The 26,890-nt window shown below is 70.9% G+C and carries 31 protein-coding genes; 3 read left to right on the forward strand and 28 right to left on the reverse strand.

The features are described 5' to 3' along the window. Positions 1–74: 74 nt before the first annotated feature. The gene (locus ACGFQ9_RS17590) at positions 75–662 is read left to right on the forward strand and encodes a hypothetical protein (protein ID WP_393574684.1); all 588 of its coding nucleotides are present in this window, start codon (positions 75–77) and stop codon (positions 660–662) included. A 219-nt stretch (positions 663–881) separates the two neighbouring features. On the opposite strand, the gene ACGFQ9_RS17595 is transcribed toward ACGFQ9_RS17590, so the two are convergent. The 9 genes from ACGFQ9_RS17595 to ACGFQ9_RS17635 all read right to left on the reverse strand — a co-directional run bounded on the left by ACGFQ9_RS17595 (position 882) and on the right by ACGFQ9_RS17635 (position 9,682). Then, complete coding sequence (locus tag ACGFQ9_RS17595) at positions 882–1,094, reverse strand: hypothetical protein (RefSeq protein WP_393574685.1); 213 nt, start codon at positions 1,092–1,094, stop codon at positions 882–884. Between the two features lie 239 nt (positions 1,095–1,333). After that, positions 1,334–1,858 (reverse strand): tRNA (adenosine(37)-N6)-threonylcarbamoyltransferase complex ATPase subunit type 1 TsaE, encoded by a 525-nt coding sequence (tsaE, locus tag ACGFQ9_RS17600; protein ID WP_393574686.1) that lies wholly within the window; start codon positions 1,856–1,858, stop codon positions 1,334–1,336. Continuing rightward, positions 1,830–2,939: an alpha/beta fold hydrolase gene (locus ACGFQ9_RS17605; RefSeq protein ID WP_393574778.1), complete on the reverse strand. Its 1,110-nt coding sequence runs from the start codon at positions 2,937–2,939 to the stop codon at positions 1,830–1,832. The genes tsaE and ACGFQ9_RS17605 overlap by 29 nt, the downstream gene beginning before the upstream one ends. Before the next feature lie 118 nt (positions 2,940–3,057). After that, on the reverse strand, positions 3,058–4,200 hold the full coding sequence (gene alr, locus ACGFQ9_RS17610) for an alanine racemase (protein WP_393574687.1): 1,143 nt from the start codon (positions 4,198–4,200) through the stop codon (positions 3,058–3,060). A gap of 137 nt (positions 4,201–4,337) precedes the next feature. Then, entirely contained in the window at positions 4,338–5,744 is a 1,407-nt protein-coding gene (locus ACGFQ9_RS17615; RefSeq protein ID WP_393574688.1) for an NAD(P)H-hydrate dehydratase, read from the reverse strand. Positions 5,745–5,748: 4 nt separating this feature from the next. Continuing rightward, the gene (locus tag ACGFQ9_RS17620; protein ID WP_393574689.1) at positions 5,749–6,117 is read right to left on the reverse strand and encodes a holo-ACP synthase; all 369 of its coding nucleotides are present in this window, start codon (positions 6,115–6,117) and stop codon (positions 5,749–5,751) included. 58 nt (positions 6,118–6,175) lie between these two features. Beyond that, positions 6,176–8,023 (reverse strand): glutamine--fructose-6-phosphate transaminase (isomerizing), encoded by a 1,848-nt coding sequence (glmS, locus tag ACGFQ9_RS17625; protein ID WP_393574690.1) that lies wholly within the window; start codon positions 8,021–8,023, stop codon positions 6,176–6,178. Between the two features lie 109 nt (positions 8,024–8,132). Beyond that, the gene (locus tag ACGFQ9_RS17630) at positions 8,133–8,924 is read right to left on the reverse strand and encodes a hypothetical protein (protein ID WP_393574691.1); all 792 of its coding nucleotides are present in this window, start codon (positions 8,922–8,924) and stop codon (positions 8,133–8,135) included. Beyond that, positions 8,924–9,682, reverse strand: coding sequence for a hypothetical protein (locus tag ACGFQ9_RS17635; protein ID WP_393574692.1), 759 nt, complete (start codon positions 9,680–9,682; stop codon positions 8,924–8,926). The genes ACGFQ9_RS17630 and ACGFQ9_RS17635 overlap by 1 nt, the downstream gene beginning before the upstream one ends. Before the next feature lie 271 nt (positions 9,683–9,953). Between ACGFQ9_RS17635 and coaA the strand changes: the two genes are divergently transcribed. After that, entirely contained in the window at positions 9,954–10,961 is a 1,008-nt protein-coding gene (gene coaA / locus ACGFQ9_RS17640; RefSeq protein ID WP_393574693.1) for a type I pantothenate kinase, read from the forward strand. 25 nt (positions 10,962–10,986) lie between these two features. Beyond that, complete coding sequence (locus tag ACGFQ9_RS17645) at positions 10,987–11,937, forward strand: DUF389 domain-containing protein (RefSeq protein ID WP_393574694.1); 951 nt, start codon at positions 10,987–10,989, stop codon at positions 11,935–11,937. A gap of 63 nt (positions 11,938–12,000) precedes the next feature. Here the strand turns inward: ACGFQ9_RS17645 and glmM are convergent, their stop codons facing one another. The 19 genes from glmM to rplR all read right to left on the reverse strand — a co-directional run bounded on the left by glmM (position 12,001) and on the right by rplR (position 26,888). Further along, positions 12,001–13,359 (reverse strand): phosphoglucosamine mutase, encoded by a 1,359-nt coding sequence (glmM, locus tag ACGFQ9_RS17650; RefSeq protein WP_393574695.1) that lies wholly within the window; start codon positions 13,357–13,359, stop codon positions 12,001–12,003. Positions 13,360–13,502: 143 nt separating this feature from the next. After that, a complete protein-coding gene (gene rpsI, locus ACGFQ9_RS17655) occupies positions 13,503–14,012 on the reverse strand; it encodes a 30S ribosomal protein S9 (protein WP_393574696.1) in 510 nt (169 codons plus the stop codon). Between the two features lie 42 nt (positions 14,013–14,054). After that, complete coding sequence (gene rplM, locus ACGFQ9_RS17660) at positions 14,055–14,498, reverse strand: 50S ribosomal protein L13 (protein ID WP_393574697.1); 444 nt, start codon at positions 14,496–14,498, stop codon at positions 14,055–14,057. Positions 14,499–14,702: 204 nt separating this feature from the next. Then, positions 14,703–15,962 carry a glycosyltransferase family 87 protein gene (locus ACGFQ9_RS17665; RefSeq protein ID WP_393574698.1) on the reverse strand — a complete coding sequence of 420 codons (1,260 nt, stop codon included), beginning with the start codon at positions 15,960–15,962 and terminating at the stop codon, positions 14,703–14,705. 41 nt (positions 15,963–16,003) lie between these two features. Continuing rightward, the gene (locus ACGFQ9_RS17670; RefSeq protein WP_393574779.1) at positions 16,004–17,632 is read right to left on the reverse strand and encodes an ABC-F family ATP-binding cassette domain-containing protein; all 1,629 of its coding nucleotides are present in this window, start codon (positions 17,630–17,632) and stop codon (positions 16,004–16,006) included. A gap of 40 nt (positions 17,633–17,672) precedes the next feature. Beyond that, positions 17,673–18,536 (reverse strand): tRNA pseudouridine(38-40) synthase TruA, encoded by an 864-nt coding sequence (gene truA, locus ACGFQ9_RS17675; RefSeq protein ID WP_393574699.1) that lies wholly within the window; start codon positions 18,534–18,536, stop codon positions 17,673–17,675. 123 nt (positions 18,537–18,659) lie between these two features. Beyond that, on the reverse strand, positions 18,660–19,145 hold the full coding sequence (rplQ, locus tag ACGFQ9_RS17680) for a 50S ribosomal protein L17 (protein ID WP_393574700.1): 486 nt from the start codon (positions 19,143–19,145) through the stop codon (positions 18,660–18,662). Positions 19,146–19,250: 105 nt separating this feature from the next. Then, the gene (locus ACGFQ9_RS17685) at positions 19,251–20,273 is read right to left on the reverse strand and encodes a DNA-directed RNA polymerase subunit alpha (RefSeq protein ID WP_393574701.1); all 1,023 of its coding nucleotides are present in this window, start codon (positions 20,271–20,273) and stop codon (positions 19,251–19,253) included. Between the two features lie 253 nt (positions 20,274–20,526). Continuing rightward, positions 20,527–20,931, reverse strand: coding sequence for a 30S ribosomal protein S11 (rpsK, locus tag ACGFQ9_RS17690; RefSeq protein ID WP_003956432.1), 405 nt, complete (start codon positions 20,929–20,931; stop codon positions 20,527–20,529). 54 nt (positions 20,932–20,985) lie between these two features. Continuing rightward, the gene (rpsM, locus tag ACGFQ9_RS17695) at positions 20,986–21,366 is read right to left on the reverse strand and encodes a 30S ribosomal protein S13 (RefSeq protein ID WP_007265919.1); all 381 of its coding nucleotides are present in this window, start codon (positions 21,364–21,366) and stop codon (positions 20,986–20,988) included. A 185-nt stretch (positions 21,367–21,551) separates the two neighbouring features. Continuing rightward, positions 21,552–21,665, reverse strand: a complete 114-nt coding sequence (rpmJ, locus tag ACGFQ9_RS17700; RefSeq protein WP_003956441.1) for a 50S ribosomal protein L36 — start codon at positions 21,663–21,665, stop codon at positions 21,552–21,554. A gap of 64 nt (positions 21,666–21,729) precedes the next feature. Next, positions 21,730–21,951 carry a translation initiation factor IF-1 gene (gene infA, locus ACGFQ9_RS17705; protein WP_003956442.1) on the reverse strand — a complete coding sequence of 74 codons (222 nt, stop codon included), beginning with the start codon at positions 21,949–21,951 and terminating at the stop codon, positions 21,730–21,732. Positions 21,952–22,097: 146 nt separating this feature from the next. Beyond that, positions 22,098–22,958, reverse strand: a complete 861-nt coding sequence (gene map / locus ACGFQ9_RS17710) for a type I methionyl aminopeptidase (RefSeq protein WP_393574702.1) — start codon at positions 22,956–22,958, stop codon at positions 22,098–22,100. 100 nt (positions 22,959–23,058) lie between these two features. Next, a complete protein-coding gene (locus ACGFQ9_RS17715) occupies positions 23,059–23,706 on the reverse strand; it encodes an adenylate kinase (protein ID WP_393574703.1) in 648 nt (215 codons plus the stop codon). Then, the gene (secY, locus tag ACGFQ9_RS17720) at positions 23,706–25,025 is read right to left on the reverse strand and encodes a preprotein translocase subunit SecY (RefSeq protein ID WP_393574704.1); all 1,320 of its coding nucleotides are present in this window, start codon (positions 25,023–25,025) and stop codon (positions 23,706–23,708) included. Before secY ends, ACGFQ9_RS17715 begins: the two co-directional genes overlap by 1 nt. A 188-nt stretch (positions 25,026–25,213) precedes the next feature. Next, the gene (gene rplO, locus ACGFQ9_RS17725; RefSeq protein ID WP_030201548.1) at positions 25,214–25,669 is read right to left on the reverse strand and encodes a 50S ribosomal protein L15; all 456 of its coding nucleotides are present in this window, start codon (positions 25,667–25,669) and stop codon (positions 25,214–25,216) included. 2 nt (positions 25,670–25,671) lie between these two features. Continuing rightward, positions 25,672–25,854 (reverse strand): 50S ribosomal protein L30, encoded by a 183-nt coding sequence (gene rpmD, locus ACGFQ9_RS17730; protein ID WP_005313525.1) that lies wholly within the window; start codon positions 25,852–25,854, stop codon positions 25,672–25,674. Further along, positions 25,854–26,459 carry a 30S ribosomal protein S5 gene (rpsE, locus tag ACGFQ9_RS17735; protein ID WP_030201551.1) on the reverse strand — a complete coding sequence of 202 codons (606 nt, stop codon included), beginning with the start codon at positions 26,457–26,459 and terminating at the stop codon, positions 25,854–25,856. The genes rpmD and rpsE overlap by 1 nt, the downstream gene beginning before the upstream one ends. Before the next feature lie 45 nt (positions 26,460–26,504). Further along, positions 26,505–26,888, reverse strand: a complete 384-nt coding sequence (rplR, locus tag ACGFQ9_RS17740; protein WP_393574705.1) for a 50S ribosomal protein L18 — start codon at positions 26,886–26,888, stop codon at positions 26,505–26,507. Between the last annotated feature and the right edge of the window lie 2 nt (positions 26,889–26,890).

A 26,890-nucleotide genomic window follows, 5' to 3' on the forward strand; every position in this document is an offset into this window, starting at 1 on the left:
GAGCCGGCCGGACGCCGGCCGGTCGCAGGGCCGATGGCACGAGACACCGGGGAAGCCGGGGAAGGTGGAGCAAGGTGGCACGCAGCAGCTCGGGAATCGTGGCCGGGCTCACGGCGGTGGCTCTGGGCGCCGTCGGCTTCCTCGCCTACCAGGCGTCGGCGAGCGCCCCGGAGCGCAAGCCGGCCGCGGTCGGGCAGCCCGGTCCGCCGGCCCCGAACCGGCCCGCCCCGGCGGCGGACCCCGCGAAGCCGCTACCCGTGCCGGCCGACTCGGGCACCGGCAAGCGGGTGGTCTACTCGGTGGGCCTGAAGCGGGTCTGGCTGGTGGAGGCCGCAGAGGGTTCCGGCGGCGCCAACGGCGCCCCGGGCGCCGAGCCGCGCACCTTCGCGGTGGTGCCGAGCACCGTGCACCCGAAGCCGGGCGGCTACGCGGTCACCTCGCGGTCGGGCGCGGTCACCGGCTCGGACGGGGTGCCGATCGAGCACGTCGTGCGGTTCACCAGCGCCGAGGGCGTGGTGGTCGGCTTCAGCGCCCGGGTGGACGGCTCGCTGCCGGCTCCGGACGCGAAGAAGAAGACCGGCGGCATCCGGATGAGCCGGGCGGACGGCGACGCCGTGTGGGCGTTCGCGACCATCAGCACGAAGGTCGTCGTCGTCCCGTAGGGCACCGGCCGGGGCCTCCGCGCGCCGCCCGCGGCCCCGCCGTTATCACCCGTACGGAGGACAGCGCCTCCGCACGACACGGTCCGGCGCGGGTGGGACGCGGCACCGGCCGACACCGCGCGGACACGGGACGCACGAATCACGGGACGCAGGGCCCACACGGCGCATGGCCGACTCGGTGCACGGCCCACGCGGCGCATGGCCCGCGCGGCGGCCCGCTCAGGCCGCCTCGGACTCCGGGGCGGCGCCGATGGCCCCCGCCTCTTCCGCCACGGCTCCGCCGCGCCGCGCCGCGGCCGGCGGCGGCGTGGACACCGCGCTCGCGGCGGCGCAGGAGGCGAGCAGCGCCTGCATGGTCAGGCCGAAGGGGACGAGAGCGGGCCCTGACGCACGCGGGGCGTCGCCGTGATCCGCTGCCGACATGGCCGACATGGCTGCCTCCTGACACACGGGTACGCCGAAGTTAGGCAGACCTAACTTCCTTCTCGCTACCATGTGACCACGCACTGCGGCACCCGCGCAACACCTTGCCGACGAGTTGTCGGCATGTTTACCCGTCCGCCCGTTCGGCCAACCGGTATGGCCCGCCCGTACGTCCGGAAACGACCGGCCCGCGCACCCGCCCGGACCCGCCCGGGCACGCCCGGGCCCGCGAGGACCGACCCGCCGGCTCAGGCCGTCCCGGTCAGCGCCTTCAGCCGCTCCGCGTCCCAGCGGGCGCCCACGCCCCGCACCGAGACCTCGCGGACGTCGTCGAGCACCTCCTCGTGGCCCACCGCACGTGCGATCACCACGTGCAGCCGGTCGTCGGACAGGTCTTCGACCTTGCCGTCGCCCCACTCGACCACGACCACCGATTCGGGCAGCGAGACATCGAGGTCCAGGTCCTCCATCTCGTCGAGCCCGCCGCCGAGCCGGTACGCGTCCACGTGCACCAGGGCCGGCCCGCCCGACAGCGAGGGGTGGACCCGGGCGATCACGAAGGTCGGCGAGGTCACCGCCCCGCGCACCCCCAGCCCCTCGCCCAGACCGCGGGTCAGCGTGGTCTTGCCGGCGCCGAGCTCGCCGGTCAGCAGGACGAGGTCGCCGGGGCGCAGCAGGGCCGCGATGCGCCGGCCCAGGTCCTGCATGCGCTCGGGGGAATCGACGGTGACGGAGACGACGGCCTCACCGGCCTGGCTGTGCACTGCTTCCATGCGAACCAACGGTAGTGGCTGCGGGCAGCACCCCGGCCCGGGCCAGCAGGTCGAGCAGCAGCCCGGTGACCGTCTCGGGGCGCTCCAGCATGAGCAGGTGGCCGGTGTTCTCCAGCACCACCAGGTCGGCCCCGGGCAGCGCGGCCGCGATGGCCTCGCTGTGCCCGGCCGGGGTGATCATGTCCTTGTCCCCGGCGACCACGGTCACCTGGATCTCCTCGAAGTGCCGCAGCGCTTCCGCCTTGTCGTGCACCTGGAAGGCCGGGTAGAACTCCGCGACCACGTCGATGGGCGTGGCCTCGATGAGCCGTTCGGCGAACCGCGCCACGCCCGGGTCGACGTCCCGCGACCCGAAGGAATACCGCTTGATCATCCCGGCGAAGAGGTCGGCGGTGGCCCGGCGGCCCTTCTCCACCAGCTCCACCTGCGAACCGAGGGCGCGCAGCACCCCCGGCAGCACCCGCCGCACCGCCGTGATCCCGACCGCCGGCAGCCCGTACGTGACCTGGTCGAGCCCGCCGCTGGAGGTGCCGGCCAGCAGCACCCCGAGCACCCGGTCCCGGACCAGCTCCGGGAACTGGTCCGCCAGCGCCATGATCGTCATGCCGCCCATGGAGTGGCCCACGAGGACGAGCGGGCCCGTCGGCGCGGCGGCGTCGAGGACGGCCTTCAGGTCCCGGCCCAGCAGGTCGATGGTGACCGGCTCGCCGTCGGCCTGGCCCAGTCCCCGGTCGGAACGGCCGTGGCTGCGCTGGTCCCAGTAGACGGCGCGGGCGACCCCGCGCAGCGCGGCGCGCTGGAAGTGCCAGGAGTCCTGGCCGAGGCAGTAGCCGTGGCAGAACACGACGGTGACCCCGGCCGCGGCGGGCCGCCGCAGGGGGCGGCGGCGCTTGCCCTCCGCCGGGAGTTCGTCGACCTCGTAGTGGAGTCCGGTGCCGTCCTCGGCACGGGTGGTGCCCTCCCGGCCGCGGAGGGAGCCGTAGGGGCCGGCCGCGTCGAGGGCGACCCGCGCCTGCCGGCGCACGCCGCGGCCCACGGTGAGCCGTTCGACGGCGACACCCGCCGCCGCGCCCGCAGCCATCACGCCGAGCGCGGCACCGGCCCAGCCGGCCCTGCGCCAGTTCTCGCTCACGCCCGCACCGCCCGTCCCGCCCTTCCGCTCACCGGTCCCGGTGCACCCGACCGGGACTCACGGCGTCTCACCCGCCCAGGTACACCCGGGGCACACGGGCCCCGATACGGGTGACGATCTCATACGCGATGGTGTCCGCGGCCTTCGCCCAGTCCTCGGCGGTGGGTTCGCCGTGCTCCCCGGAACCGAACAGCACCGCCTCGTCACCGGCCCGTACGCCGTGCCCGGTGCCCTGCCCGAGGTCCACGACGAACTGGTCCATGGCCACCCGGCCCGCCACGGTCCGCACCGCGCCGCCGAGCAGGACCGGGCCGCGGCCGGAGGCGTGCCGGGGGATGCCGTCGGCGTAGCCGGCGGGGATCAGCGCGAGGGCGGTCTCGCCGGCGGTGGTGTGGTGGTGGCCGTAGCTGACGCCGTGCCCGGCGGGCACGGACTTCACCAGCGCCACGGTCGCCTTGAGACTCATGGCGGGGCGCAGGCCGAGCCGCTGGGGGGTGCCCAGTTCGGGTGCCGGGGACACGCCGTAGACGGCGATGCCGGTCCGGACGAGGTCGAAGTGGGTCTCCGGGAGGGTCAGCGTGGCGGGCGAGTTGGCGATGTGCCGGACCTCGGGGTCGGCTCCCTCCTTCTCCGCGTACGCCACCATCTCGCGGAACAGGTCGAGCTGCCGCTGGATGGACGGGTGGCCGGGCTCGTCGGCACAGGCGAAGTGCGACCACACCCCGCTGACCTGGACGGTGCCCTCGGCCTGGGCGGCGACGGCCGCGCCGACGAGCTCGGCCCAGTCGGCGGGCTGGCAGCCGTTCCGGCCGAGACCGGTGTCGGCCTTGAGGTGGATCCGGGCAGCGCGGCCGGCTGTGCGGGCCGCCGCGATGACCTCCTCCAGTGCCCACATGCCGCTGACGGATACGTCGATGTCCTGCTCGACGGCCTGCTGCCAGGGCCCGCCGGGGGTCCACAGCCAGCACATGATCCGGCCGTCGATGCCGGCCGCGCGCAGCTCGAACGCCTCCTGGGGCGTGGCCGTCCCGAGCCACGTGGCCCCGGCTTCCCGGGCCGCCCGGGCGCAGGGCACGGCCCCGTGTCCGTAGGCGTCGGCTTTGACGACGGCCATCAGCTCGGCCCGGGCCGCCCGCGCGCGCAGGGCGCGCACGTTCCCCCGAACGGCGTCAAGATCGATCTCGGCGTACACGCGCGGTGTCGTATTCATCCCGGCCAGTCTCTCAGACACCTCCCGGCGGACCTCGCCCGAACACCGGGGTGAGCACGGCTTCCGTCATGTCGGGCGGGTCCGGGGCGGGCCGGGGCGAGGTCCGGTGCGGGGCCGGCCGTAGGGGATCCGGGGCGTCAGCCCGCCGTGAGGGCGCGCCAGGCCGCGGGGACGGCGAGGGCGATCTCGTGGGCGGTGGTGGGGGCGCCGCGCGCGGCACGACGGCCCGCGGAGCCGTGCAGGTGGGCCGCCACCGAGGCGGCGTCCACGGCGGTCAGGCCCGCCGCCAGGAGGGAGCCCGCCAGGCCGGACAGGACGTCACCGCTGCCCGCCGTCGCCAGCCAGGGCACCCCCGTGGCGTTCACCCGGACCGGGATCCGGGCCGGGTCCGCGATCAGCGTCGTCGCGCCCTTCAGCAGGACCGTCGCCCCGAAGCGGGCCGCCAGTTCACGGACCGCGGACAGGCGGGACGCCTCCACCGACGCGCGCGGGACGCCGAGCAGGGCCGCGGCCTCGCCCGCGTGCGGGGTCAGCAGGGTCGGCGCGGTACGGGCGCGGACCGCCTCCGGGGTCAGCCCGCGCAGGCCGTCGGCGTCCACCAGGAGGGGTACGTCCTCCGCCGGGAGCGGGGGACGGTCCGCGCCCACGCCCGGGCCGAGCACCCACGCCTGGACCCGGCCGGTGCCGATCAGCACCTCCGGGTAGCGGGCCAGCACCTCCGCCGCCGCCGGTCCGGCGTAGCGGACGGCGCCCGCACCGCCCCGCAGCGCCCCCGCGACGGTGAGCACGGCCGCGCCCGGATACTGCGCGGAGCCGGCGAGCAGCCCCACCACCCCGCGCCGGTACTTGTCGCTCGTCGCGGTCGGTACGGGCAGCAGCGCGCCCGCGTCCGCGTCGTCGAGGGACTCCACGGCGGGTTCCCCGGGCAGCACCGGCCCCAGCCCGATGTCCACCAGGTGCAGCTCGCCGGCCCGGGAGGCGCCCGGGTCGATCAGCAGGCCCGGCTTGTACGTGCCGAAGGTGACGGTGACGTCCGCGGTGACGGCGGCGCCCGCCACCTCGCCGGTGTCCGCGTCCACCCCGCTCGGCAGGTCCACGGCCACCACCGTGGCGCCCGCCGGGATCCGCTCCGCCAGATCCGCCGCGGCCGGCCGCAGCCCGCCGCGGCCGCCGATCCCGACCAGACCGTCCAGCACCAGGTCGGCCCGGCCGGGCACGGTGTCCGCGATCCGGCCGCCGGCCCGCAGCAGGGCGGCCAGGCCGCCGCCGTGCGCCCGGTCCGGGTCCATCAGGACGGCCCGCACCCCGGCACCGCGCCGGGCCAGCCGGGCTCCGGCGTACAGGGCGTCACCGCCGTTGTCCCCGGCCCCGACCAGCAGGACGACCCGGGCCCCGGCCACCTTGCCGGCCACCCGGCCGAGCACCCGCGCGCAGTGGGCCGCCAGTCCCGCCGCGGCCCGCTGCATCAGGGCGCCCTCCGGCAGCCGGGCCATCAGCTCGCGCTCGGCGGCCCGTACTTCCTCCACCCGGTGAGCGGTACGCACCGTCTCAGCCCTCCGCGATCACCACGGCGGACGCCACCCCGGCGTCATGGCTGAGCGAGACGTGCCAGGAGGCCACCCCCAGCTCCTCGGCCCGGGCCGCGACCGTGCCCCGCACCCGGAGCCGGGGCCGGCCGCCGTCCTCGACCCAGACCTCCGCGTCGGTCCACAGCAGTCCGGGCGGCGCGCCGAGCGCCTTCGCGAGCGCCTCCTTGGCGGCGAACCGCGCGGCGAGCGAGGCGATTCCGCGCCGCTCGCCGCTCGGCAGCATCAACTCCGCCTCGACGAACAGCCGCCGGGCCATGCCGGGCGTGCGCGCCAGCGCCGCCTCGAACCGCTCGATCTCCGCAACGTCGATACCCACCCCGATGATCATGATTCGCAGCCCCTCGTCCCGGTCGCCCTGGTCGCCGTACGCCGTCCCGGTCTCCCGCTCATTCCACCGTCACGGACTTGGCGAGGTTACGCGGCTGGTCCACCTCGTTGCCGCGCGCCGTGGCCAGTTCGCACGCGAACACCTGCAGCGGCACGGTCGCCACCAGCGGCTGCAGCAGCGTCGGGGTGGCCGGGATGCGGATCAGGTGGTCGGCGTACGGGGCCACCGCCTCGTCGCCCTCCTCCGCGATCACGATGGTCCGGGCACCCCGCGCCCGGATCTCCTGGATGTTCGAGACGATCTTGTCGTGCAGTACGGAGCGGCCGCGCGGCGAGGGCACCACGACCACCACCGGCAGGTCGTCCTCGATCAGCGCGATCGGCCCGTGCTTCAGCTCGCCCGCCGCGAAGCCCTCGGCGTGCATGTACGCCAGCTCCTTGAGCTTGAGCGCGCCCTCCAGGGCCACCGGGTAGCCCACGTGCCGGCCGAGGAACAGCACCGTGTCCTTGTCGGAGAGGGAGCGGGCCAGGGCCCGCACCGGCTCCATCGTCTCCAGCACGAGGTCCACGGCGGCCGCGATGTCCGACAGCTCGCGGATCACCGCCCTGATCTCGTCGCCCCACTTGGTGCCGCGCACCTGGCCCAGGTACAGCGCGACCAGGTAACAGGCCACCAGCTGGGTCAGGAACGCCTTGGTGGAGGCGACCGCGACCTCCGGGCCGGCGTGCGTGTAGAGGACGGCGTCCGACTCCCGGGGGATGGTCGAGCCGTTGGTGTTGCAGATGGCGAGGACCTTGGCGCCCTGTTCCCGGGCGTGCCGGAGCGCCATCAGGGTGTCCATGGTCTCGCCGGACTGGGAGATGGCGATCACCAGGGTGCGGTGGTCCAGGATCGGGTCGCGGTAACGGAACTCGCTGGCCAGCTCGGTCTCGCAGGGGATGCGGGTCCAGTGCTCGATGGCCAGCTTGGCGATCATGCCCGCGTGGTACGCCGTACCGCAGGCCACGATCACGACCTTGTCGACCTCCCGGAGCACCGAGTCGGGGATGCGCACCTCGTCGAGCGTCAGCGAACCGCTCACGTCGATCCGGCCCAGCAGGGTGTCGGCGACGGCCTTCGGCTGCTCGGCGATCTCCTTGAGCATGAAGTAGTCGTAGCCGCCCTTCTCTGCCGCCGAGGCGTCCCAGTCCACGTGGTACGCGCGCACCACGGCGGGCGTGCCGTCGAAGTTGGTCACCGTGACCGCGTCCCGGCGGAGTTCGACGACCTGGTCCTGGCCCAGCTCGATCGCGGCCCGGGTGTGCGCGATGAAGGCGGCGACGTCGGAGGCGAGGAAGTTCTCGCCCTCTCCGACACCCACCACCAGCGGGGAGTTGCGCCGTGCCCCGACCACCGCGTCGGGTTCGTCGGCGTGCACCGCGACCAGCGTGAACGCGCCCTCCAGGCGGCGGCAGACCTGCCGCATGGACTCGGCGAGGTCCCCGGTGGAGGAGAAGGACTCCCCCAGCAGGTGGGCGACGACCTCGGTGTCGGTCTCGGACTCCATGCGGTGGCCGCGCTCGGCGAGCTCCTCGCGCAGCGCGGCGAAGTTCTCGATGATGCCGTTGTGGACGACCGACACCCGGCCCGAGTTGTCGAGGTGCGGGTGGGCGTTGACGTCGGTCGGCCCGCCGTGGGTGGCCCACCGGGTGTGCCCGATGCCCGTCGACCCGGACGGCAGCGGCCGCGAGACGAGCTCCTTCTCCAGGTTGACCAGCTTCCCGGCCTTCTTGGCGGTCGCCAGCCCTCCGTCGGCGACCACCGCGACCCCCGCCGAGTCGTAACCGCGGTACTCCAGGCGCTTGAGCCCCGCGATGACCACATCGAGCGCCGACTGCGCTCCTACGTATCCGACGATTCCACACATAGTCGGCAGCGTACGCCGCAGGGGCCGCCCCGTCTGGTAGCCGAACAAGACGAAAACCCCGCAACGGTGAAGTCACCGGAACGGGGTTGACGCCGCCTCAGTCAGACTGCTAGCCGAGCTTCTTGACCTGGGCCTCGATGAGCGCCTTCGGCGGCTGGGCCGGAGAGTCGGACCCGAGCGTGACGACGGTGAACACGGTGCCGCCCCTGCGGACCGCGACCAGACCGGCACCCGTACGGCTCCCGCCGACGTCACCGGCCACCGCCACGCCGAACGCCTCGTCACCCGCCTGGACCGGCACGGCGGTGACCGACCTGATCTGGTCCCTCTCGCCCTCGAACCAGCTGGTGAAGCCGCCGGCGCAGCGCGCGGCCGCGTCCCGGAACGCGTCCATGGCCGCCTCTGCACCGCGGCCCTCGTACGAGGAGAGGACGATCCCGCTCCTGGGGCCCGCGGCACCGACGGGCTCCCGCAGGGCCAGCCGCTGGACGCTCCCGTACCAGTGGCCCACCGGAGCGACGGTCATCGCGTCGGCCAGCGGCTGGCACGCCGCGTTGTCCGCCACGGGCTTCGCATCGCGCCGCAGCCCGGTCGCACCGTACTCGTCGACCCGCTCGTTGTACGAGCGGCCACCGCGCTGGTGTCCGACGGCTTCCACGCCGAACTCGTCGATCCGGTAGCCCGGCACCTCACCGGCGGCGAGGGCCCGCTTGAAGAGCAGGTCGATCGTCATCGGCGGCCCCGCCGGAACCGGCGGAGGGGCAGACGGGGTGGCGGGAGCGGACGCCGTCGCGCTCGGCGCGGCAGCCGCGCCCTCCGGTGAACCGCCCCCGCTGCACGCGGTCAGCGGCACGACCGCGAACAGCGCCGACAAGGCGCCCAGGGCGCGGCGCCCGGTCATCAGCCGAGCTTCTTGACCTGGGCCTCGATGAGAGCCTTCGGCTGCTCGGCCTTGCCGGCCAGGCTGATCGAGGAGAAGGTCGCCAGGGTGTTGCCCTTGCGCACGACCACCAGCTGGGTGGTGATCGGCATGCCGTCGGCGTCGCCGGTCACCGTGTAGGCGGCCGCCTCGTCGCCGGCCGTGACCGCCGCACCCGGGGCGACGGCGGTGACCTTGCCGGTCTCGCCCGCCTGGGTGGCCGAGTAGCCGCCGGCACACGCGGTGCCGGCCGTCTTCACCGAGGCGAAGGCCTCCTCGGCGCCCTTGCCGTCGTACGAGGTGAGGGTGACGGCCGTGGCGTTGGCGCCCAGAGCGGCCTTCACCGCGTCCTCGGGGTTGGAGCCCGCGCCGGGCTTCGGGGTGGCGACGGCCTTGGTGCGGGCGGCACCGGACGAGGTGCCCAGGGCGCCCATCGACTGGGCCTGGACGAGCACCTTGCACTCGGCCTTGTCGCTGGTGGCGGCGGCGCCCGCGGCGGCCTCGGCCGGCGTGGCCTCCTTGAAGGTGTGGTCGGCCACGTCGCCCTGGGCCACGATCAGCTTGGCCAGCTCGGCGTCCGTCTTGCCCTTGGCCCCGCCGGCGGCCGGCGCGGAAGCCGCCGGGGCGGAGGACTTGGCGTCCTCCTTCTTGTCCTCGGACTTGCTGCAGGCGGTGGCCAGCACGGCCAGCGAGACGGCGGACGCGGCGGCGACGGAACGACGGACGAAGGTGCTGCGCACGGAGAATCTCCCGGAGAGTTGCGGTGACTGCCGGCCGGACGCGACCGCCACCCACGGGGCACAGCGCGCTCACAGGAGCCGGATGATCGAAATCTATGCCTCCCGGAGCGGCTCCCCCAACGTAATTCCGTGATCGTGACGGGGGTGATACAGCGCTTGCCCCCAATCGAGATCAAATTCTGTACAACCACCGGCGAAGGCCGGACGAACCTGACACCCACGTGACGGAACGCACCATCCACGGCCCCGCCCGAGCACGGACAATGGCCTTGTGATCACTTCGCCGCCACGAAGCGCACCCGGCAGCCGGCCACCCCGGTCCGCCGATGTCTCGCCCTACCTCGATCTCACCCGGGCCGAGTGGAGCGCCCTGCGCGAGCGCACCCCGCTCCCGCTCACCGCCGATGAGGTCGAGCGGCTGCGCGGCCTCGGTGACGTCATCGACCTCGACGAGGTGCGCGACATCTACCTGCCGCTGTCCCGGCTGCTCAACCTGTACGTCGGGGCCACCGCACAGCTCCGCGGCACCCTGAACACCTTCCTCGGTGACGCGGCCGGGAACGGCCACAGCACCCAGACCGGCACCCCCTTCGTGATAGGCGTCGCCGGCTCCGTCGCGGTCGGCAAGTCCACCGTGGCCCGGCTGCTGCAGGCCCTGCTCGCCCGCTGGCCCGAGCACCCCCGGGTGGAGCGGATCACCACCGACGGCTTCCTCTACCCGATGGACGAGCTCAAGGAGCGCGGGCTGACCTCCCGCAAGGGCTTCCCCGAGTCCTACGACCGCCGGGCGCTGACACGCTTCGTCGCGGACATCAAGGCCGGCAAGGACGAGGTCACCGCCCCGGTCTACTCGCACCTGATCTACGACCGGGTGCCGGGCGAGCAGCTCGTCGTCCGCCGCCCGGACATCCTGATCGTCGAGGGGCTGAACGTGCTCCAGCCGGCCCTGCCCGGCAAGGACGGCCGCACCAGGGTCGGTCTCGCCGACTACTTCGACTTCAGCGTGTACGTGGACGCGCGCCCCGAGGACATCGAGCGCTGGTACCTCAACCGGTTCCGGAAGCTCCGCGAGACCGCCTTCCAGAACCCCTTCTCGTACTTCAGGAAGTACACCCAGGTCTCCGAGGAGGAGGCCCTGCAGTACGCGCAGACGATGTGGCGCACCATCAACCGGCCCAACCTGCTGGAGAACGTCGCCCCGACCCGCGGCCGCGCCAACCTGATCGTCCGGAAGGGACCGGACCACAAGGTGCAGAAGCTGAGTCTGCGCAAGCTCTAGCCCCTGGCGTGCGTATCGTGCGCACATGCTGCATCTGAGGCTGATCACACCGCCCGACCGCACCGAAGCCGTGGCCGAGGTCATCGAGTCCACCGTGGGCACCACCCATCTGGTGGTGCTGCCGGGCGCCGCCCGGGACCCGCGGGGTGACCTGGTGCTGTGCGATGTCGCGCGGGAGGCCGGGGACCAGCTGCTGCACGAACTCCGGCAGCTGAACATCGACAAGGACGGCTCGATCGCGGTCGAGAACATCGACCTGTCCCTGTCGAAGCGCGCCGACGAGGCCGAGGAGGAGGCTCCCGGCGAACCGGCGGACGCGGTGATCTGGGAGCAGCTCGCCGAGGCCACTCACGAGGAGTCCACCCTCACCATCACCTACGCCGCGTTCATGATCATCGCGACGATGATCGCGGCCTGCGGCGTGGTGCTCGACAACGCGATCCTGATCGTGGGCGCCATGGCGGTCGGCCCCGAGTTCGGGCCGGTCGCCGGGGTGTGCACCAGCCTGGTGGAGCGCCGGCCCAGGCTGGCCGTGCGGTCGCTGGCCGCCCTGCTGATCGGCTTCGGCGCGGCCATCGTGGCGACCACCGTGTTCAGCCTGGCGATGGACGGGCTGGGGCTGTTCCACCAGAGCATGCTGGACGACCCGCGCCCGAACACCAGCTTCATCTGGAACCCGGACCCGTTCTCCTTCGTGGTGGCCGTGCTCGCGGGGGTGGCCGGAATGCTCTCCCTGACCTCGGCGAAGTCCGGGGCCCTGGTCGGCGTCGCCATCTCGGTGACCACCGTCCCGGCCGGCGCCAACGCCGCCGTGGCGCTCAGCTACGGGGAGTTCGCGCAGATGTGGGGTTCGACGGAGCAGCTCCTGCTGAACCTGGGCGGGATCATGCTCGCCGGGGTGCTGACCCTGTACGGCTGGAAGGCCCTGTGGTCCACCCAGCGGGGCCGCTGGAAGCGGCCCGCCTCCCGGCGCTGAGCCGGGAGGCGGGCCGCCGCACCCCATGTGGTCCTGTGTCGTCCCGTGTGGACCCGTGGTGTCCTAGCCCAGCGCGGACTTGACCGCGTCGGCGAGCCGGCCAGCCACCGCGCGGGCCTGCTCGATGTCCGCGGCCTCGACCATCACCCGGACGAGCGGCTCGGTGCCGGACGGACGGAGCAGCACCCGGCCCGTGGTGCCGAGCTCGCGCTCCGCGTCGGCCACGGCCGTGGCCAGCTCGGCGGAGGTGGCGACCCGGGACTTGTCCACGTCCGGGACGTTGATCAGGACCTGCGGCAGCCGCTCCATGACGCCCGCCAGCTCGGCGAGCGAACGGCCGGTCGCGGCGACCCGGGCGGCCAGCATGAGGCCGGTGAGGGTGCCGTCGCCGGTGGTGGCGTGGTCCAGGATGATCACGTGGCCGGACTGCTCGCCGCCCAGCGCGTAACCGTGCTCCTTCATCGACTCCAGCACGTAGCGGTCCCCGACGCCGGTCTGGACGACCGCGATGCCCTCGGCCTCCATCGCCAGCTTGAAGCCGAGGTTGGACATGACCGTGGCGACCACGGTGTTCTGGCGCAGCTGGCCGGCCTCGCGCATGGCCAGGGCCAGCACGGCGAGGATCTGGTCGCCGTCGATCTCGTTGCCGTCGCCGTCCACGGCCAGGCAGCGGTCGGCGTCGCCGTCGTGCGCGATGCCGAAGGCGGCACCGTGCTCGACCACGGACCGCTTGAGCAGGCCCAGGTGGGTGGAGCCGCAGCCGTCGTTGATGTTGAGGCCGTCCGGCTCGGCGCCGATGGTGACGACCTCGGCCCCGGCCCGGGCGAACGCCTCCGGGGAGACCCGGGCGGCCGCGCCGTGGGCCTCGTCGAGGACGATCTTCAGGCCGTCGAGGCGGTTCGGGAGGACCGCGATGAGGTGCGCGATGTACTTGTCGAAGCCCTCGTCGTAGTCGCTGACCCGGCCCACGCCGGCCCCGGTCGGACGCTCCCACGGGGCACCGGTGCGGTGCTCCTGGTACACGGCCTCGATCTTGTCCTCGAGCTCGTCGGCGAGTTTGTGGCCGCCGCGCGCGAAGAACTTGATGCCGTTGTCGGGCATCGCGTTGTGGCTGGCGGAGAGCATCACGCCGAGGTCGGCACCCAGCGCACCGGTGAGATACGCCACCGCCGGGGTGGGCAGCACACCGACGCGCAGGACGTCCACACCCGCGCTGGCCAGGCCGGCGACGACCGCGGCCTCCAGGAATTCGCCGGAGGCCCTGGGATCACGGCCGACCACGGCGGTCGGCCGGTGCCCCTCGAAGCTGCCCGCTTCCGCGAGCACATGGGCGGCCGCCACGGAGAGGCCGAGCGCCAGCTCAGCCGTCAGATCCGCGTTGGCTACACCGCGTACACCGTCCGTTCCGAAGAGTCGTCCCACTTTTGTCCTCCGAGTTCGCGCTGGGTACTTCTTTGTACGTGACCGCGTGTGACAGGTATGTGCCGCGGGGGGTGGTAAACGAACCGCCCCGGCAGCACAGATCGTGCCGCCGGGGCGGGTTCGTGCAGAGCAGCAGGCGGAGATTAGCGCTTGCTGTACTGCGGAGCCTTGCGGGCCTTCTTGAGACCGGCCTTCTTGCGCTCGACCGCACGGTCGTCGCGGGAGAGGAAGCCGGCCTTCTTCAGCGCCGGGCGGTTGTTGTCCACGTCCGCCTCGTTGAGGGCGCGGGCCACGCCGAGGCGCAGGGCGCCGGCCTGGCCGGAAACGCCGCCACCCGCGATGCGGGCGATGACGTCGTAGCGGTCGTCGAGCTCGAGCACCTTGAAGGGCTCGTTGACTTCCTGCTGGTGCACCTTGTTCGGGAAGTAGTCCTCGAGGGTGCGACCGTTGATCTTCCACTTGCCGGTGCCCGGAACGATCCGGACGCGGGCGATGGCGTTCTTGCGGCGGCCCAGGCCGGCGGCCGGCTGCGGGTCACCGAAGCGGGAGGCGAGGGACTCGGAGGTGTAGTCGCCCTCGACAACGGACTCGGTGGTGTACTCCTCGACGCCCTCGAACTCGTCGACGGGGGTCTCGGGGGTGGTCTCGGCCACGATGCTCCTCAGATTCTTTTTCGTCTTAGGGGGTGGCCGGAATTACTGCGCGACCTGGGTGATCTCGAACGGCACCGGCTGCTGGGCAGCGTGCGGGTGCTGGTCGCCCGAGTAGACCTTCAGCTTCGAGAGCATCTGACGGCCCAGGGTGTTCTTGGGGAGCATGCCCTTGACGGCCTTCTCCACGGCCTTCTCCGGGTTGTCCGCGAGGAGGTCGCTGTAGCGGACGGCACGGAGACCACCCGGGTAGCCGGAGTGGCGGTACGCCATCTTCTGCGCGGCCTTGTTGCCGGACAGGTGGACCTTGTCGGCGTTGACGATGATGACGAAGTCGCCCATGTCCATGTGGGGGGCGTAGGTCGGCTTGTGCTTGCCCCGGAGGAGGGCAGCGGCCTGGGTCGCCAGACGGCCGAGGACGACGTCCTGGGCGTCAATGACGAGCCACTGGCGCGAGATGTCGCCGGGCTTGGGGCTGTACGTACGCACGGTTCGTAGCCTTCGCTTCTTCAGTGATGGGTCCTGACAGGTCACCACGGACGATCACGACAGCCCTGGTGCACTCCGGGGACGCAACCCGTGTGTACCGCTGGTCATCGGCCCGGTGGACCGGCGTAAGGGCCCTTTCACGTGAGAATGAGCAAGCCAATACGCATAACGAACCAGCAGAATACCCGCGCTGCCCCGGACGGGTCAAAACGCCGGGCGCGAACCCGCTTCCGCGGGCGCGCCCGCGGACCTCTTCGGAGGCGCGGATCCTGCCGTTCGTACGGTCCCCAGAGTACTCCGGGTCCGGTCCGCGCACGCGCGCATCAGCGCGAGAGCGAGCACACACAGCGTGAAGCAGTCCTTGAAGGCCCGCCGCTCCCGGTCGAAGTACCAGTTCCACGGCATGCCGGTGACCTGGGGCAGCAGGGCCGCCCAGAACCAGGGCGAACGGGCCCCCGAGCCGGGCCGCACCACCGACGCCAGCAGCAGCGGGAGCACCACCAGCAGGTAGTGGTCGAAGGACGGCCGGGACACCAGAAATGCGGCGAGCATCACCATGCAGGCCGTCTCGGCCAGCCGCAACGCCCCGTCGCCGGTCGCGGCCTCGCCGGCCGGCCGGGTCCAGCGCCGCCACGCCGCCCACAGGCCCGCCGCCGCGAGCACCCCCGCCAGCCCCACGGCGACCGCCGCGGGTACCCCCAGCCGCGGCAGCACCGCGACCGGCGAGGCGTCCCAGACCAGCGCATACGCGTCCTGGCCGCGCAGCAGGAACGGCAGGGTCTTGGTGAAGAACAGGCCCGGGCTCGGCATCAGCAGCGCCCCGGCCAGCGACAGCGCGACCGGCACCAGCACGGCAGCGGCCAGCCCCCGCCACTGCCGCGCCAGCAGGAACAGCAGCCCCACCGGCACCAGCATCGGCTTCACGGCGATCGCCAGACCGATGACCACACCCGCCGCGAGCCAGCGGCTCCTGTGGGCCAGCAGCAGCGCGGCGGGCAGCGCGGCGGCCGATACCGCGGTCCAGTTCCCGAGCGTCACCAGGTTCTCGTACGGCTTGAAGCCGATGGCCAGGGCCGCGAACCCGAGCCAGGCGAAGCGGGAGACCGTGGAGACCGTGAACAGGCGCAGCGCGCACCACCAGCCGGAGGCGAGCAGTGCGGACATCCCCGCCGGCAGCACCCAGCGCAGCACCCCGGCGGGCAGCAGCGCCTGCGGCACGGCCGGCAGCACCGCGCTCGGCAGGTACAGGAACCGCTTGTCCTCGTACGGCGAGCCGCCCGCGAGCAGCGTGTCGGCGGCCTTCACCAGGAAGGCGTTGTCGGAGCCCCAGTTGGACTTCAGGCTCGCGTGCACGCAGAGCCCGAGGACCACGGCCAGCGAGACGGCCCGCCAGCCCCGTGCGGCAGGCCGGAGCAGCCACTCCAGGAGGGCATGCCCCCTCCCGGCCAGGTCCAGCCTCACCACAGCCCCTCCCCACCCGCGCTCCGCGCGGCCTACCGCGCCGACTACCGGACCCGCTCCACGCGCCGCTCGTCCCACACCGGCTCCGTAGTTTCCCGCACGATCCCGTCGGAGCCGAAGACCAGGTAGCGGTCGAAGCTGCGGGCGAACCAGCGGTCGTGGGTGACGCAGAGCACGGTGCCCTCGTAGGACTCCAGGCCGTCCTGGAGGGCCTCCGCCGACTCCAGGTCCAGGTTGTCCGTGGGCTCGTCCAGCAGCAGCGCCGTGGTGCCCGCCAGCTCCAGCAGGAGGATCTGGAAGCGGGCCTGCTGGCCGCCGGAGAGCTTCTCGAAGGGCTGCTCGGCCTGGCGCTCCAGCTCGTAGCGGCGCAGGGCCCCCATCGCCTGGCCCAGGGGCTTGGCGGCCTCCGTCCACAGGATGTCGACGAGGGTGCGGCCGAACAGCTCCGGGTGCGCGTGGGTCTGCGCGAAGTGGCCCGGCACCACCCGTGCGCCCAGCTTCCAGTCCCCGGTGTGCCGGACGTCCTCACCGGCCAGCAGCCGCAGGAAGTGCGACTTGCCGGAACCGTTCGAGCCGAGGACCGCGACCCGCTCCCCGTAGAAGACCTCCAGGGAGAACGGCTTCATCAGCCCCGTGAGCTCCAGGTTCTCCACGGTCAGCGCCCGCACACCGGTCCGGCCGCCCTTGAGCCGCATCTTGATGTCCTGCTCGCGCGGCGGCTCCGGCGGAGGGCCGGCCTCCTCGAACTTCTGGAAACGGGTCTGCATGGCCCGGTAGCGCGAGGCCATGTCGGGGCTGGAGGCGGCCTGGTTGCGCAGTCGCAGCACCAGGGCCTTCAGACGGGCATGCTCCTCGTCCCAGCGCCGCTTGAGCTCCTCGAAGCGCGCGAAACGCTCCTTGCGGGCCTCGTGGTACGTCCCGAAGCCGGCGCCGTGCACCCACACGTCGCTGCCCGTCGGACTCGCCTCCAGGCTGATGATCTTCTGCGCGGCCTGGGTGAGCAGTTCCCGGTCGTGGCTGACGAAGAGCACCGTCTTGCGGGTGGCCTTCAGCTGCTCCTCCAGCCAGCGCTTGCCCGGAACGTCGAGGTAGTTGTCCGGCTCGTCGAGCATCAGCACCTCGTCGGGGCCGCGCAGCAGCGCCTCCAGGACCAGCCGCTTCTGCTCACCACCGGAGAGCGTGCGCACCTCGCGGAACTGCGCCTTGTCGTAGGGGACCCCCAGCGCGGCCATGGTGCACACGTCCCACAGCGTCTCCGCCTCGTAGCCCTGTACGTCGGCCCAGTCGCTGAGCGCCTGCGCGTAGGCCATCTGCGCGGCCTCGTCGTCCACCGTCATGATCAGGTGCTCGGCGCGGTCCACGGACTCGGCGGCCTCCCGGATGCGCGGGTGCGCCACCGAGACCAGCAGGTCGCGGATGGTGCTCTCGTCCCGGACCGAGCCGACGAACTGGGACATCACGCCGAGGCCGCCGCTGACGGTGACGCCACCGCCGTGCGGCTGGAGCTCGCCGGACAGCAGCTTCAGCAAGGTGGTCTTGCCGGCGCCGTTGGCCCCCACCAGGGCGACGACGGCCCCTTCGCCCACCCGGAAGGAGACGTCGGGCAGCAGTACCCGCCCGTCCGGAAGGTAGTACTCCAGATGGCTGGCTTCGAGATGTCCCATGCCGGGCATTGTCACGGCCGGAGCCGCCCCCGCCCAAACCGATATCGGTTCAGCAACAGCCCGGCGAAGACTCCCGGCCCGGCAGCACGCGCAGGTTCCGGGCCTGCCGGCTCCGTTCGGCCAGCAGTTCGTCGGCCGGGTAGCCGACTTCCTCCAGGGTCAGCCCGTGCGGCCGTACGACGTGCACCGCGGAGTCCCGTACTCCCGCGGCCAGCACCTTCCCCGGCCAGTCCACCGGCCGGTGCCCGTCGCCGACGTGCAGCAGCGCGCCCACCAGCGACCGGACCATGTTGTGGCAGAAGGCGTCCGCCCGGACCGTCGCCGTGACGATGCCGTCCCCGTCCCGCTCCCAGCTGAGCCGCTGGAGGGTGCGGATGGTGGTGGCGCCCTCGCGCTTCTTGCAGTACGCGGCGAAGTCGTGCTCGCCGAGCAGCGCCTGCGAGGCCTCGTTCATGGCGGCCACGTCCAGCGTCCAGTCGTGCCACAGCACGTGCCCGCGGAGCAGCGGGTCGACGCCGCCCCGGTGGTCGGCGACCCGGTAGGCGTAGCGGCGCCAGATCGCCGAGAAGCGCGCGTTGAAGCCGGCCGGGGCCTCGGCCACCTTCCACACCCGCACGTCGTGCGGCAGCCGCCCGGCGAGGCGGCGCATCAGCACCTCCCGGTGCTCGTCCCAGACGGCCTGCGGGAGGTCGAAGTGGGCCACCTGGCCGCGGGCGTGCACGCCCGCGTCGGTCCGCCCGGCCACCGTCAGGTCCACCGGGGCGGGCAGCCGCATCACGGTCTGCAGGGCGGACTCCAGCTCGCCCTGGACGGTCCGCCGCGCGGTCTGCTTCGCCCAGCCGGAGAAGTCCTTGCCGTCGTACGACAGGTCCAGCCGCACCCGGACGTACCCGGGCTCCACCTCGTCACTCACCCGTTCATCCTCTCAAGTACCACTCACACACAACGCAGCAAGCAGAACGGGTCCGCCCCCGCGAGGGGACGGACCCGTTCCATGCCTTACGGCTGCCGAGCCTTACGGCCGGCCAGGGGGCACTCAGGCCTCCTTGGTCTCCTCGGCCTCGGCCGGCGCCTCGGTCTCGGTGGCGTCGGCCTTGGCCTCGGCCTCCTTCACCGCACGCTTGGTGGCGGCCTCGGCCTCACCGGTGGCCTGCTGGGCCACGGTCAGCGCCTCGACCAGCTCGATGACCGCCATCGGGGCGTTGTCGCCACGACGGTTGCCGATCTTGGTGATGCGGGTGTAACCACCGGGACGGTTCTCGTACCGCGGGGCGATCTCGGTGAAGAGCGTGTGGACGATGCCCTTGTCCGTGATCGTCTGCAGGACGAGGCGACGGTTGTGGATGTCGCCCTTCTTCGCCTTGGTGATCAGACGCTCGGCAACCGGACGCAGGCGGCGGGCCTTGGCCTCGGTCGTGGTGATGCGGCCGTGCTCGAACAGCGACTTCGCCAGGTTGGCGAGCAGCAGCTTCTCGTGCGCGGCGGAGCCGCCGAGGCGGGCGCCCTTCGCGGGACGCGGCATGGTGTTTCTCCTCTTGTCTGCACCGGCCGTGTCAGGTACCGGTGTCAGTCCCTGCCGACTTTTGCCGGAGGGTGTACGGGGGGCCGGAGCCCCCCGCAAGCATTCTTAGTACTGCTCGGTCTCGACGAAGCCGGCGTCGGCGTCGTCGTCCGCGCCGAACGCGTCGGCGGCGGCGGTCGGGTCGAACCCGGGCGGGCTGTCCTTCAGGGCCAGGCCCATGCCGGCCAGCTTCGCCTTGACCTCGTCGATCGACTTCGCACCGAAGTTGCGGATGTCGAGCAGGTCGGCCTCGGAGCGGGCGACGAGCTCACCCACGGAGTGGATGCCCTCGCGCTTGAGGCAGTTGTACGACCGAACGGTGAGCTCGAGCTCCTCGATCGGCAGCGCCAGGTCGGCGGCCAGGGCGGCGTCCGTCGGGGACGGGCCCATGTCGATGCCCTCGGCGTCGATGTTGAGCTCACGGGCCAGACCGAACAGCTCGACCAGGGTCTTGCCGGCGGACGCCATGGCGTCGCGCGGGCGCATGGCCTGCTTGGTCTCGACGTCGACGATCAGCTTGTCGAAGTCGGTGCGCTGCTCGACTCGGGTCGCCTCGACCTTGTAGGTGACCTTGAGGACCGGGCTGTAGATGGAGTCGATCGGGATACGGCCGATCTCCTGGCCCAGCTGCTTGTTCTGGACGGCGGAGACGTAGCCGCGACCGCGCTCGACGGTCAGCTCCATCTCCAGCTTGCCCTTGCCGTTCAGGGTGGCGAGGACCAGGTCCGGGTTGTGCACCTCGACACCGGCCGGGGGCGCGATGTCAGCAGCGGTGACCAGGCCGGGACCCTGCTTGCGCAGGTACATCACGACCGGCTCGTCGTGCTCGGAGGAGACGACCAGCTGCTTGATGTTGAGGATGAGGTCGGTGACGTCCTCCTTGACGCCCGGCACGGTGGTGAACTCGTGCAGGACACCGTCGATGCGGATGCTGGTGACAGCGGCACCCGGGATCGAGGAGAGGAGCGTACGGCGCAGGGAGTTGCCGAGGGTGTAGCCGAAGCCCGGCTCCAGCGGCTCGATCACGAACCGCGAGCGGTACTCGTCGACGACCTCTTCGGTCAGCGAAGGACGCTGAGCGATAAGCATGTCTTCATTCCTTCAGTCGTGGACGCCCACTATTTGACGCCCGACGGGACGCCGTCCTGGGACGGCGGTACTGCAAGGGTACGGGCGGCACGGCCCCCGAAGGGGTCGTACCGCCCGGACACTCAAGAACGCACAGGTGCGTCCGCTGCGTCAGACGCGGCGGCGCTTCGGCGGGCGGCAGCCGTACTGCGAATTCCCGGGGGATGACCCCCGGACCCCCAGCACACCACCGGCCCACCGCCGGCACCACGCGTCAGACGCGGCGGCGCTTCGGCGGGCGGCAGCCGTTGTGCGGGGTGGGGGTGACGTCCTGGATGGAACCGACCTCGAGGCCGGTGGCCTGCAGGGAGCGGATCGCGGTCTCGCGGCCGGAGCCCGGACCCTTGACGAAGACGTCAACCTTGCGCATGCCGTGCTCCTGCGCGCGGCGGGCGGCCGACTCGGCGGCCATCTGCGCGGCGAAGGGGGTGGACTTGCGCGAGCCCTTGAAGCCGACGTGGCCGGCGGAGGCCCAGGAGATCACGTTGCCGGACGGGTCCGTGATCGAGACGATGGTGTTGTTGAACGTGCTCTTGATGTGGGCGTGCCCGTGAGCGACGTTCTTCTTTTCCTTGCGGCGCACCTTCTTGGCAGCGCCCTGACGACCCTTGGGGGGCATGTCAAACTCCTACGGGAGGTGGTCGGTCCTACAGCGCAAGACCGCTGAACAGGACTACTTCTTGCCCGGCTTCTTCTTACCGGCGATCGCGCGACGCGGGCCCTTGCGGGTACGCGCGTTGGTGCTGGTGCGCTGACCGTGCACCGGGAGGCCGCGACGGTGGCGGATACCCTGGTAGCACTGGATCTCGATCTTGCGGCGGATGTCGCCCTGGATCTCGCGGCGGAGGTCACCCTCGGTGCGAAGGTTGGCGTCCACGTACTCGCGGATCTTGACGAGGTCCTCTTCGGCCAGGTCACGAACGCGGGTGTTCGGGTTCACGCCGGTGGAGGCGAGGATCTCCTTGGACCGGGTGCGCCCGATACCGAAGACGTAGGTGAGTGCGATCTCCACACGCTTTTCGCGCGGGATGTCAACACCGGAAACGCGTGCCACTAATGGCTCCTGTGTGTTCGGGGGTCTTCCGCAAAGCCACTCCCGACAGGCCGTATGAGGTACCGATCGGGTCTCCGGCCCCCGCCGGAGGTGCCGCCGACCCTTGCGGGCTGGGCGGGCTCTGCGTAATTACGTTTTGCTTGCGTCGCGCGAAGAACTGCGTAGTGCAGGTCGGTCGGCGTGCGTCAGCCCTGGCGCTGCTTGTGGCGCAGGTTGTCGCAGATGACCATGACCCGGCCGTGACGGCGGATCACCTTGCACTTGTCGCAGATCTTCTTGACGCTCGGCTTGACCTTCATGTCTCTGGTCTTCTCCGGGTCAGTGCCACCACCCGCGCCGTAGCACGGAGTGCGGGGGCAAGATCTACTTGTATCGGTAGACGATCCGGCCACGCGTCAGGTCGTACGGAGAGAGCTCCACGACGACCCGGTCATCCGGGAGGATACGGATGTAGTGCATCCGCATCTTTCCGCTGATGTGCGCGAGGACCTTGTGACCGTTCTGGAGCTCCACCTTGAACATGGCGTTCGGGAGGGACTCGATCACGGTGCCCTCGATCTCGATGGCACCTTGCTTCTTGGCCACGCTTCGCCTTTCGGGGATCGGCTACCTTGATCAGCTCCGCACCCTCCACGCCTGTGGGCATGAAGGTGCACGTGAGCCGACGCATCAGTCTACGCCAGGGCACCCAGAAAGACGAATCCGGAAAGTTTGCCCACCACTCTAGATCATTACGCCGTCTTGTGGAGAGGGTCCTGGGCCGTGGTGACGCCGTATTCCGCGAGCTTCGCCTTGCCGCAGTCCGGGCTGGTCAGGACGATCGGGCCGTCCTCCGTCAGGGCGACCGAGTGCTCCCAGTGCGAGGACCAGGTGCCGTCGGTGGTGATGACCGTCCAGTCGTCGGCGAGCACCTCGGTCCGGGCGGTACCCAGCGACACCATCGGCTCGATCGCCAGGCAGAGGCCGGGGACCAGCTTGATGCCCTTGCCGCGCTTGCGCGAGACGTAGTTCAGCAGGTGCGGGTCCATGTGCATCTCGGATCCGATGCCGTGGCCGCCGTAGTCCTCGATGATCCCGAACTTGCCCAGGCTGTGGTCACCGGCGGCCGGCCGCGGCTGGCGCTTGATGTACATCTCGATCGACCGGGAGATGTCCACCAGCCGGTTGCCGAGCTTCATCGCCGCGATGCCCGCCCACATCGACTCCTCGGTCACCCGGGACAGCTCGACCAGCTCCGGAGCGTGACCGGTGCCCACGAAGGCCGTGTACGCCGCGTCCCCGTGCCAGCCGTCCACGATCGCACCGGCGTCGATGGAGATGATGTCGCCGTCCTTCAGGACCGTCTTGTCGTCCGGGATGCCGTGTACGACGACCTCGTTCACCGAGGTGCAGATGGTCGCGGGGAAACCGCCGTAGCCGAGGAAGTTCGACTTCGCCCCGTGGTCCGCGATGACCTTGCGGGCGACCATGTCCAGGTCCCGCGTCGTCGCACCCGGAACGGCAGCCTCACGGGTGGCCGCGTGGATCGCGGCTACCACCAGGCCGGCCTCCCGCATCTTGGCGATCTGCTCGGGAGTCTTCAGCTGGACCATCTCGTCTACATGCCTTCCACGGTGGATCGGGACGTTTCAACAGTACGGCCGCGGCGTCCACCGGACACCGCGGCCGTACTGAGCTACTGCTACAGCGGTACTACTTCTTCAGCGCGTCCATCGCTCGCTGGGTGACCTCGTCCACCTTGCCGAGGGCGGAGATCGTCACCAGCAGGCCCTGGGCCTTGTAGTGGTCGATGATCGGCTCGGTCTGCGTGTGGTAGACCTCCAGCCGGTTCCGGACCGTGGCCTCCGAGTCGTCACTGCGCTGGTACAGCTCGCCGCCGCAGGCGTCGCAGACGCCCTCGGTCTTCGGCGCGGCGTACGTCACGTGGAAGACGTGCCCGGAGTCGTTGCGGCAGATCCGGCGGCCGGCGATGCGCTTGACCACCTCGTCCTCCTCGACCTCCAGGTCGAGGACGGCGTCCAGCTTCATGCCGGCGGCCTGGAGCATCTCGTCCAGCGCCTTGGCCTGCGAGACGTTCCGCGGGAAACCGTCGAGCAGGAAACCGTTCACGGCGTCCGGCTGCTCCATGCGGTCCTTGGCCATGCCGATGGTGATCTCGTCGGGGACGAGGTCACCGGCGTCCATGAACGCCTTCGCACGCACGCCGAGCTCGGTGCCCTGGCTGATGTTGGCCCGGAAGAGGTCGCCCGTGGAGATGTGCGGGATCGACAGGTTCTTGGCGAGGTACGCGGCCTGCGTGCCCTTGCCCGCACCGGGAGGTCCGACGAGGACGATTCGCATCAGCGGAGGAACCCTTCGTAGTTGCGCTGCTGGAGCTGGCTCTCGATCTGCTTCACCGTTTCCAGACCCACACCCACGATGATCAGGATGCTCGTCCCGCCGAACGGGAAGTTCTGGTTCGCTCCGAAGCCGGCCAACGCCATCGTCGGCACAAGAGCAATGAGACCCAGGTACAGCGACCCCGGCCAGGTGATCCGGTTGAGCACGAAGCTCAGGTACTCGGCAGTAGGTCGACCGGCCCGGATGCCCGGGATGAAGCCACCATACTTCTTCATGTTGTCCGCTACTTCCTCCGGGTTAAACGAAATCGCCACGTAGAAGAACGCGAAGAAGACGATCAGGAGGAAGTACAGGGAAATGTGGAAGGGAGCGTTCGTGTCCGCGAGGTTGCGCTGGACCCAGGCGGCCCAAGGCGCGGTGGACCCGCTGAACTGAACGACGAGCGCCGGGATGTACAGCAGCGACGAGGCGAAGATGACGGGAATCACACCCGCCTGGTTCACCTTGAGCGGGATGTACGTCGACGTACCGCCGTAGGAACGGCGGCCGATCATGCGCTTCGCGTACTGGACCGGGATCCTGCGCTGCGCCTGCTCGACGAAGACCACCAGGGCCACCATCGCGAGGCCGACCAGGATCACCACACCGAACTCGACCCAGCCGTCGGCGATCTTGCCCTGGAGCTTGATCTGCCACAGCGCGCCGATGAAGCCGGCGGCGATCGAGATGAACATCAGGATGGACATGCCGTTGCCGATGCCGCGGTCGGTGATCAGCTCACCGAGCCACATGACGACGGCGGTGCCCGCGGTCATGGTGATCACCATGACGACGGTGGTGAAGATGGAACGGTTCGGGACGATCTCGCTGGCTGCCGGACAGCCCTGGAACAGCGCACCGCTGCGCGCGGTGGCCACCAGACCGGTTCCCTGGAGGACCGCGAGGGCGATGGTCAGGTAACGCGTGTACTGCGTGATCTTCGCCGTACCCGCCTGACCCTCCTTCTTGAGGTTCTCCAGCTTCGGGATGACCACGGTCAGCAGCTGCAGGATGATGCTCGCCGTGATGTACGGCATGATGCCGAGCGCGAAGATCGTGATCTGCAGCAGCGCACCGCCACTGAACATGTTGACCAGACCGAACAGTCCGCCGTTGGAGGTGGCCTGCGCCTGGTCGACACAGAACTGGACGTTCTTGTAGCTCACGCCGGGTACCGGGATGTGTGATCCGAGCCGGTACAGCACGATGATGCCGAGCGTGAAGAGCAGCTTCTTGCGCAGGTCGGGCGTCTTGAACGCCCGGGCGAACGCGGTGAGCACGGTGCCTCCTGCGACCCCCGCGCTACTGCGTCAGAGGTGACGGTCTAAAGGGTTTGAGGTATACGACAAAGCAAAGGTGCAGGCCAGCTTAGCGGCGTCTGCGCCCCCCGTGGAACGACCAACCGGGGATGCCCCAAATGTGAGGCATCCCCGGTCGGTTTCACTCGTTATGAGCCACTGATCTCGTCTCAGACGAGCTCGGTGACCGTGCCGCCGGCGGCGGCAATCTTCTCCTTGGCGGAGGCGGAAACGGCGTCAACCGAAACCTGCAGCGCCACGGAGATCTCGCCCTGGCCCAGGACCTTGACGAGCTGGTTCTTGCGCACGGCACCCTTGGCGACCAGGTCGGCCACGGTGACTTCGCCACCCTGCGGGTACAGGGCCGCGAGCTTGTCCAGGTTGACAACCTGGAACTCGGTGCGGAACGGGTTCTTGAAGCCCTTCAGCTTCGGGAGGCGCATGTGGAGGGGCATCTGGCCACCCTCGAAGCGCTCCGGAACCTGGTAGCGGGCCTTGGTGCCCTTGGTACCACGACCGGCCGTCTTACCCTTGGACGCCTCACCACGACCCACACGGGTCTTGGCGGTCTTGGCGCCCGGGGCGGGACGGAGGTTGTGGATCTTGAGCGGGTTGTTCTCCGCCATGATCAGTCGACCTCCTCAACCGTCACGAGGTGGCGGACGGTGTGCACCATGCCGCGGAACTCGGGGCGGTCCTCCTTGACGACCACGTCGTTCAGGCGCTTGAGCCCGAGCGAACGAAGGGTGTCGCGGTGGTTCTGCTTGCTGCCGATGTACGACTTCGTCTGCGTGATCTTGAGGCGAGCCATTACGCACCCGCTCCCGCACGCGCACGAAGCAGAGCCGCGGGGGCGACGTCCTCGAGCGGCAGACCACGGCGAGCCGCGATCTCCTCGGGACGCTGCAGGCCCTTCAGGGCCTCCACGGTCGCGTGCACGATGTTGATCGCGTTGTCGGAGCCGAGCGACTTCGACAGGATGTCGTGAACGCCGGCGCACTCCAGGACGGCGCGCACCGGGCCACCGGCGATAACACCGGTACCGGGGGAAGCAGGCTTCAGCAGGACGACGCCCGCCGCCTTCTCACCCTGGATCGGGTGCGGGATGGTGCCCTGGATACGGGGGACCTTGAAGAAGTGCTTCTTGGCCTCCTCCACACCCTTGGCGATGGCGGCCGGCACCTCCTTGGCCTTGCCGTAACCGACACCCACGGTGCCGTCACCGTCACCCACCACGACCAGCGCGGTGAAGGAGAAACGACGACCACCCTTGACAACCTTGGCGACGCGGTTGATCGCGACTACGCGCTCAACGTACGCGGTCTTCTCGGCGGCAGCAGCGCCACCGTCGCGACCCTTCCGGTCCCGCCGCTCGCCGCCACCGGCACCGCTGCCGCGGCGCTGGGGTCCAGCCATTGGATTACCTCTCTCTGTTACGTCCGTTAGTCCCGGAACCGGGGCTTAGAACTTCAGCCCGGCTTCGCGGGCGGCGTCAGCCAGAGCGGCAATGCGCCCGGCGTACCTGTTGCCACCACGGTCGAACACGACGGCCTCGACGCCGGCGGCCTTGGCGCGCTCAGCGACCAGGGCACCGACCTGCTTGGCCTGCGCGGACTTGTCACCCTCGCCACCGCGGATCGACGCGTCCAGGTGGGACGCCGACGCCAGGGTGTAACCCTTGATGTCGTCGATCACCTGGGCGGTGATGCCACGGTTGCTCCGGTTGACGACCAGGCGCGGACGCTCGGCCGTACCGGAGATGCTCTTGCGGATGCGGATGTGGCGGCGGGCCTTGGCAGCCCGCTTGTAAGCGTCGCCCTTGGCGATCTTCACACCGTATGCCATGG

This window comes from Streptomyces sp. NPDC048603 (assembly GCF_043199475.1).
In the GTDB taxonomy this organism is placed as follows: Bacteria; Actinomycetota; Actinomycetes; order Streptomycetales; family Streptomycetaceae; genus Streptomyces.